This is a genomic window from Streptomyces soli, assembly GCF_003999195.1.
Classification (GTDB): Bacteria; Actinomycetota; Actinomycetes; order Streptomycetales; family Streptomycetaceae; genus Actinacidiphila; species Actinacidiphila soli.
In genome coordinates this window covers 1-7,769 of the sequence record NZ_RJVR01000013.1, presented here as the reverse complement: position 1 = coordinate 7,769, position 7,769 = coordinate 1, and the positions used below count along the sequence as shown (strand labels likewise).

Genomic DNA, 7,769 nt, shown 5'->3' with positions numbered 1-7,769 from the left:
ATCTCCAAGTCCACCGACGCGACCGCCTTGGCGGCATCCTGCACGAATACCAACATGCAGCGTGACCAGCACGGACGTGGTTCTTGGCACCTACAGGGCCGGCGCCCGCTTCTCGATCACCACCGGGATGAACCCGTCCATCAAACGGGCCATCATCGGCATTCCCAACGAGTCCTGGCAGCACATCAGTTACCCGAACGCGGTGGAAGATCCCGACACCGGTGAACTCATCTCGGACGCCGAAGTCGCCGAGATACCCGCCTACACCGCCTTCACCGGCCGCAAGAAGGCGGACCAGGTCACCGCCCGGCTGATCGTGCGCCGGGTCCGTGACCTGGCCAAACCCGCCACCATAGGCGAACAGGGCGAGCTCTTTCCCGTCTGGCGCTACCACCCCTTCTTCACCGACAACCCCGCCCCCACCCTCCAGGTCGAACAACAACACCGCCACCACGCGGTAGTGGAACAGGTCATCGCGGACAGCAAAGCCGGCGCTCTGGCCCACCTGCCCTCCGGACACTTCCACGCCAACGCGGCCTGGCTCACCCTGTGGGCCATGACCTACAACCTGCTGAGGGCCGCCGGCGCTCTGACCTCGACGTTCCACGCGAAGGCGACCACCGCCACACTCCGGGCCCACCTGGTCCACATCCCGGCCCGGATCGCCCGCTCAGCACGCCGCATCACCCTGCACCTGCCCCACAACTGGCCCTGGCAGCACGCCTGGACACACCTGTTCGACACCGTCCACGGCCCACCCCTGGCGGACTGACAGCCCCGTCCACCCCACCCGCCAGGGCCTGACCGGAACACCATCTGTGGAAAAGCTGGGCAAACCAGCAGATACCACCTGCCCAAACGCAAGCACCTCACCGAAACCGGCTCCAGAAACCATCAGAAGATCATTTCCGAAGAGCGTCGGTGGATCGAGGCTAAGCCCGGGGACGGGCTCTTCGAGGGGTCGTCGGCAACCGATGCGGAGTTCCATCAACTCGCTTGCGCGCATGCCGGAGGCCGTGGCCAGCACGATCATCGCTGCGGTGCGGACGATGCCGACCAGAGCGACGGCCTGGAGACGGTGCAGAGGCAAGGTCCAGGCCAACACGGACGAGGTGTCCGCCGTCGTGATCTCGGCGGCGTCCCGGGCGAAGACCTCCTTCACCCCGACCGACGCGACTGCGTCTTCCAGCGGGCCTCGCAGGCGGCGCATCCAGCGGGCCTCGAACTGGCTGATCCCGGATCTTCGTGTAGCCGCTGGTGATCCAGGTCGATGCGTCGCGGGCGGGGTTGCGTTGGAGGGCTGGGGTGATGGTGCGGAAGGTGATGCGGATCCATTGGACGGCTTGGGCTGGTGTGGCGAGGTCGCTCCGCCGAGCCAGAACCGGCTGCGCAGCCGGTTCTGACGGCCCCGGCCGCCCATCGCTCGCCGGCTGCCGGGCTGATGCCGAGCACACGTTGGAGGGGGGTGGCCGGTGCCATCTGGATGCAGAGGTCGAGTGGGGCGGCCGGGGGGACGCGCCCAGCCCCCGGCGAATCTCGATCAAGTCCCTGAACTGGGGATTTCCCGCGGTGGGCGGGCGCGTGCAGGGAGGCCGTGGAAGCGCATTGTCGACAAATGAGCTACTTGGGCTGATCCTGAGATCTCAAGTTTGCTCATCAGTGAGCCGGCTGCGCCCAGCCGGCTCTCGCCGAAGTGGGAGAAACCACTGTGCATCCATGGAGCTGCGACACCTTCGTGGCCATGGCCGACAGCGTGCCCGGGGGGCACGTCCTGCTGGCCAAGAACAGCGACCGTCCCGTGTCCGACACACAGCCACTGCGCTTCCTGCCGCGCCGCACCGCGCAGGCGGGTGCCACCCTGCGGCTGGCCCATGTCGAGATCGACGACGTCGAGGAGACCTACGCGCACCTGGGCGGCTCGCCCTACTGGTGCTGGGGACATGAAGAGGGCCTCAATGAATGGGGTGTGGCCATCGGCAACGAGGCCCTGTTCACCAGGGACTGGGCGGCCACGGTGTCCGCGGTCAAGGGCGGCGCCGACCGGGACGGCGGCATCCTCGGCATGGAGCTGCTCCGTCTGGGTCTGGAGCGGGGCCGCACGGCCCGGGAGGCGCTCGACGTCATCTGCTCGCTGGTGGAGCGGTACGGGCAGTGGGGCTCCGGTGTCGTGGGGCAGCCGCCGGTCACGGGCGGGTACGACAACTCCTTCCTCATCGCCGACGCCCAGGAAGTGTGGGTGCTGGAGACCAGCGGTCACCGCTGGGCCGCCAAGCAGGTCACCACGGGGACGTACGCCATCTCCAACCAGCCGACCATCCGCACCGAGTGGGACCGCGCCAGCGGCGATCTGGTGGAGCACGCGGTGGCCTTCGGCTGGTGGGAGCCCGCGCCGGGGCGGCCGTTCGACTTCGCGCGCGCCTACGTCGACCCCGGTACGCCGCTCCAGCTGTCGCATATCCGGCTCCAGCGCTCACGCCAGCTGCTCGGCGAGGCGATGGGGGCCGGCGGGGTGGGGCTCGGCCAGGCCCAGCGGGTGTTGCGCGACCACTACGAGGACACCTTCCTCGGCGGCCCGTACTTCAACGCGGCGCTGCCCGACTTCCTGAGCCTGTGCATGCACTCTCACCCGTCGGACTTCACCTGGGGCAATACCGCCGGCTCGGCGGTGTTCGTGCTGCCGAAGAGCGGGGAGGGGCTGGCCCATCTGTGGTGGACGCCGGTGACGCCGTGCACCGGTGTGTATGTGCCGGTGTTCGTGGACGCCGGGAGGGTACCCGGGATCTTCGCCGCGGCGGGGACGGCCGGCGTCCGGGCGTGCCCTCCCGAGCACGCGCCGGTGGACACGTATGACGAAGGGTCCTACTGGTGGCGGTTCCGCCGGCTGCTCGACCTGGTCAAGGGCGGCGAGTCGGCGTGGACCTTCAGCGAGAACCAGCCCGTGGTGCGGCGGGCGTTCGACGCCCTGGAACGGCAGTGGGCGGCAGAACTCCCGCAGGTGGAGAAGGACGCGCTGGAGCTGCGCGAGCGGGGCGAGCACACGGCGATGGCGGACTTCCTGGCCGGCTACACCGAGTCCTGCGCGCAGCAGGCGCTGGAGGTCCTGGACAACCTCGTCGCGCAGCTGTCCGGCTGAGCGGCGTGCTGTCAAAACCGGATAAGCCTTGACAAGCCAACGCCAAGTCCGCATGCTACCGGCTTAAAGAGTTCAGATCTGAGATCTCAAGCAGTCCGTTTCGAGGGGCCATGGACCGTCCGGAAACCGTTCACATCCGCAGCAATGGGCAGGTCACCCTGCCCATGCCGGTCCGCCGTGCGGCCGAGCTGCAGGAGGGTGACGTGGTCGAGGTCGTCCTCCAGGACGACGGAACGATTCTGCTGCGTCCGGTCGCGGTCCTCGACCGCTTGCAGGCGGACCTGGTCTACCGGGTCGGGGCCCGGTCCGAGCCGGAGCTCACCGAGGACGACATAAGGGAGCGGGCCCGCGGGCTGGTCCGACGCCGCCGGCTTCCGGTCACCACCGGGCGCGCGCTCGACGCACTGGTGGAGCGCTACCAGCGGGGTGACCTGACCCAGCGGGCGTTCATCAGCGAGGCACTGATGCTGGGCCTGCCCTCGGCGTCGATCACGGCGCTGGTGGCCGGCACCGAGCCCGCCCCCGCCGAGGCGCCTCCGGCGCCCCCCGTGGCCGAGGAGGCGCCACAGGCGCCCGTACGGATCGCCCAGGCGTACCACTCGCTGCTGTATTTGCCGCTGTATATCGCCCATGACGTCGGTTTCTTCGAGGACGAAGGAGTGCGGGTCGAGATCACCACCGCCGGCGGCGGCACCGAGGCCTGGTCCGCGGTGGAGGCGGGCGTCGCCGACTATTCCGCCCACGATCCGGTGTTCACCGTCCGCGCCTTCGAGCAGGGGATCGAGGACGCGGTCGTGGTCGGCAGCATCTGCAACGGGCAGGCCATCCTGGCGCTGGCCGCGGACCCGGCCGTGGAGGCCACCGACGACCCGCGTGTTCTCAGCACGCGCACCGTCGCCGGGCGCACCGTCGCCACCCAGCCCCAACCCGACTCGCAGTGGGCCCTGCTGCGCTACCTTCAGTTCCTGTACCAGGCGGGCCCCGAGTCGTCCTACCGCGGCCTCCAGGTGCCGATCGGCACCGAACCGGCTTCCGTCCTGGCCGGGCAGGCCGACATCTGCCTCGCCTTTCCGCCACAGGCGGACGTGGCCATGTCGCAGGGCCTGCACGAGGTCTTCGACTTCTCCAGCTTTTTAGGCCCGTATCTGCTGTCGGCGCTTGCCACCCGGCGTGGCACCGTGCAGGACAAGCCCGCACAGCACAAAGCGGTGATCACCGCGCTGGAAAAAGCCTGCCAGTACGCCCATGCCTTCCCGGACGAAGCGGTCCGGGTGGCTCAGCTGGAATTCCCCGGTGTCGACCCGAAGGTGATCGAGAGCGCCACACGGCGCTGTCTGCGGCGCAACTTCCTGCCGCCCCACATCGCGGTGGACCGCGAGGCCTGGCAGGAGAACGGCGTTCTCAACAGGTTCGTCGGCACCATTCAGCAGTATCACTCGTCGGCCGAACTGGTCGACAACGAGATGAGTCTTCACGTCTATCGCACGCTCGGCAATCTCCGCCTCGTGTGGGACGGTCCGCGTCCCATCGGGAAACCGGTCGCCGTAGCCGGAGCGTGACCAGACGGACGTGAGGTGGGACCGGCACGTCACGCCGGATTTCCCCGCTGTCGCCGATGCCCAGGAAAGGAGCAGCATGAGCATGCTGGAAAAATTCAGAGGACCGACGACATCGATCGACGACCAGATCGAGAGCTTCGCGATCAACCGCGTCCCCGCGAATCTGCGGTGGCCCATACCCGCCATCAGCCTCGTGCTTCTCGGCAACGCCACCGCGATGTTCTTCTTCTCCTTCGGTGCCCAGCAGGCGTTCCTCGTGGGATGGCCCGGAATGCTCGGCCCGATCGCGTACTTCTTCATCGGCTCCGTGGTGATCGGCATGCTCACCATGCGCATGGCGAGCCGGGAAGGCCTGTCGCAGAACCTGCTCAGCCGGGGTCTCGGCTTCGGCAGCCGGGGCGCGGCGGTCACCTCGTTCATCTACGCCGTCAATTTCGTCTTCTACTTCCTCTTCGAGGGAACGATCGTCACGCACGCGATCGCGGGGTACTTCAAGGTCAGCATCGACTCCATCGCCGGCATCGGCATCTTCGCCCTGGTGGGCTTGGTCACCCTGCTGCTGGTCCGGCGCGGCATGCACGCCATGTCATTCCTCCAGTCCTGGGGCTTCCCGGTGTTCGTGATCCTGCTCGCCTGGGGCATGTACAAGATGTTCACGCAGCACACCCCGGTCGGCGCGGAAGGCTGGCACGCCACCGGCGCCACGGGCAGCGTGGCGATGTGGAGCGCGTTCAGCCTCGCCAACGGCCAGATGATCTTCCAGGGCCTTATGGCGACCGACTACGGGCGTTTCGCCTCCCGTGACATCCGTTACCGCGGCACCACCAGCATCATGCTCGGTGAGCTCATCCCGATGTTCGCCGTGATCTTCCTGGGCGCCTTCATCGGCGCCACGCTGCTGGCCGGACTGCACGGACCGAACGCGCAGTCCAACGCCCAGGACCCGGGCTTCATGTTCGTGTACCTCATGGGCGGTGCGGGTGTCGTCTTCGCCATCATCACCCAGATCCGCATCAACGTCATGAACCTGTACGGCGGTTCCATCGCGCTCTCGTCCGGTTTCGACGTCGCCGCCAACTTCCGCCCCGGCCGCCAGTACTGGGTGTACCTGGTGTGGATCCTGGGCGTGGTCTTCTACGCGTTCAACGTCATCAACCACCTGGGCACATTCCTGGCGATCACGGGTGTCCTCACCAACACCTGGGTGCTGATCATCCTCGCCGACTACTTCGTCTGCCGCCGCTGGATGAAGCTCGGCCGGTCGGAGAACATCGAGTTCGAGCAGCACGAGGTGCGGTCCTGGAACCCCTGCGGTCTGGCCTCACTCGGACTGGCCGTATTGGTCGGCGCGCTGGGCATCGTCGGCGTGTACCCGGTGTACTACGCGTCGTTCATTTCGATGCTGCTCGGCCCCATCCTGCACGTCGCGTTCACCGCGGCGACCAAGGGCCGCTACTACACGCCCGTCCAGGCGGACGAGGCCTTGGCACAGCCGCAGAGCGCCCTGTCGTAGGTGCTGGAATACCCGGTCCACGGCGATTTTCGCAGACACCGGCCCACACGTGGCCACCTGTGCCGCCGGAGTCGGCACGCCCCACGCGGCATCGCACCCGGACCAGGCAGCTTCCCTGACATCAGACCCTGACGATTGAGGAGTTGGGCATCATGTACCCGCACGGTTCGCAGGCCGTGATCCCGCCGCCGTGAACGGCAGGCCGGGATCACGACACTTCACGTGACGCCTTCCCCTCGTCCGCGCCGCCCGGGCACACCTGCCCGTCGCGCGCCAGAACCGGGCCGGGCACACCGCCCGTCGCCGCGCCAGAAGACGTCCGGCGCATGCCCAGCACACGCCGGACCACCACATATCCCTCATTTGGAAGGACCGGAGACATGTCTGTGGACTCCCAGGACTCCCCCGCCCCCATCGTGGTGAAGCCCGGACCGGACTACCCGTACGTCTACTCGCGCTATCTCGAGCCCATCGCCGCGGTTCCGCTCGGCGTGCCCGTCGAGATCTACACCGAGGACGCCTTCGAGAGCCACCTGCACAGCTCCGAGCAGCGCCCCAGCGAGGTGCTCGGCAAGTATTTGAACCCGCAGTCGGGCCCGATCTTCATCGAGGGCGCTGAGCCCGGCGACACCCTGGTCGTCGACATCGCCGACGTCGAACTCACCCGTGACTGGGCGGTCAGCTCGCACATCCCGGGCTTCGGCGGTCTGACGTCCACGACGTTCACCCGGACCCTGCAGGATCCGCTGCCGGAGAAGGTGTGGATCTACCGCCGCCAGGAGGACGGCAGGTTCTCCTACACCGACAAGTTCTCGGTGGAACCGCACCCCTTCATGGGCACCATGGGCACCGCCCCCGACCTCGAGGTGCTGTCCGCGCTGACCCCGTCCATGCACGGCGGCAACATGGACGTCCGTGACATCTGCGCGGGCCGGCGGACGTACTTCCCCGTCAACGTGCCCGGCGCCTACTTCTACACCGGCGACTGCCACGCCGCCCAGGGAGACGGCGAGGCCTGCGGTGTCGCACTGGAGATCACCGGCAAGGTGACGGTGATATTCGGCCTGATCAAGGGCAAGACGGTCACCTGGCCGCGCATCGAATCCGCCGAGGACATCATGGTCGTCGGCAGCTCCCGCCCGATGGAGGACGCCGCCCGCATCGCCTACGCGGAACTGGTCGGCTGGCTCGTGGAGGACTACGGCTTCGACAAGTGGGACGCCTACCAGTACATCAGCCAATGCGGAAAGATGTACGTCGGCAACATGGTCGACACGTATTACTCCGTCGTCGGCGGCGTCCGCAAGCCCGGACCGAACCCCGCCCAGGAAATCCTCGGCCTTCCCCCGCTGAACTGACCCACCCGGGACCACCGGGCCCCGGTCCAGTACGGCCCGTGGCCACGCAGGCGGCACGAACAAGGGGAGTACGTCGGCCGACACATCGGCCGCGGCACCGCCAGTGAACTAGGGCGTGTTGCGAAAGTGGACCTTGAAACCCGCGAGCTGGCTACGCGGGCACCTCGCAGTGAACGTGAGCGCTACGTGGTTGTTTCCTCGTGCGG

Annotated in this window: 5 protein-coding genes; all 5 read left to right on the top strand. The window is 67.7% G+C overall.

Annotated features, from left to right (window positions below):
- The first annotated feature begins 61 nt into the window (after positions 1-61).
- The 5 genes from EFK10_RS00745 to EFK10_RS00725 all read left to right on the top strand — a co-directional run bounded on the left by EFK10_RS00745 (position 62) and on the right by EFK10_RS00725 (position 7,563).
- Positions 62-772 (top strand): transposase, encoded by a 711-nt coding sequence (locus tag EFK10_RS00745; protein ID WP_127353856.1) that lies wholly within the window; start codon positions 62-64, stop codon positions 770-772.
- Positions 773-1,741: 969 nt separating this feature from the next.
- Positions 1,742-3,133 carry a C69 family dipeptidase gene (locus tag EFK10_RS00740; RefSeq protein ID WP_127353855.1) on the top strand — a complete coding sequence of 464 codons (1,392 nt, stop codon included), beginning with the start codon at positions 1,742-1,744 and terminating at the stop codon, positions 3,131-3,133.
- A gap of 110 nt (positions 3,134-3,243) precedes the next feature.
- Entirely contained in the window at positions 3,244-4,692 is a 1,449-nt protein-coding gene (locus EFK10_RS00735) for an ABC transporter substrate-binding protein (protein WP_127353854.1), read from the top strand.
- Positions 4,693-4,768: 76 nt separating this feature from the next.
- Positions 4,769-6,205, top strand: a complete 1,437-nt coding sequence (locus tag EFK10_RS00730; protein WP_127353853.1) for a purine-cytosine permease family protein — start codon at positions 4,769-4,771, stop codon at positions 6,203-6,205.
- A gap of 380 nt (positions 6,206-6,585) precedes the next feature.
- Positions 6,586-7,563: an acetamidase/formamidase family protein gene (locus EFK10_RS00725; protein WP_127353852.1), complete on the top strand. Its 978-nt coding sequence runs from the start codon at positions 6,586-6,588 to the stop codon at positions 7,561-7,563.
- The last annotated feature ends 206 nt before the right edge of the window (positions 7,564-7,769 follow it).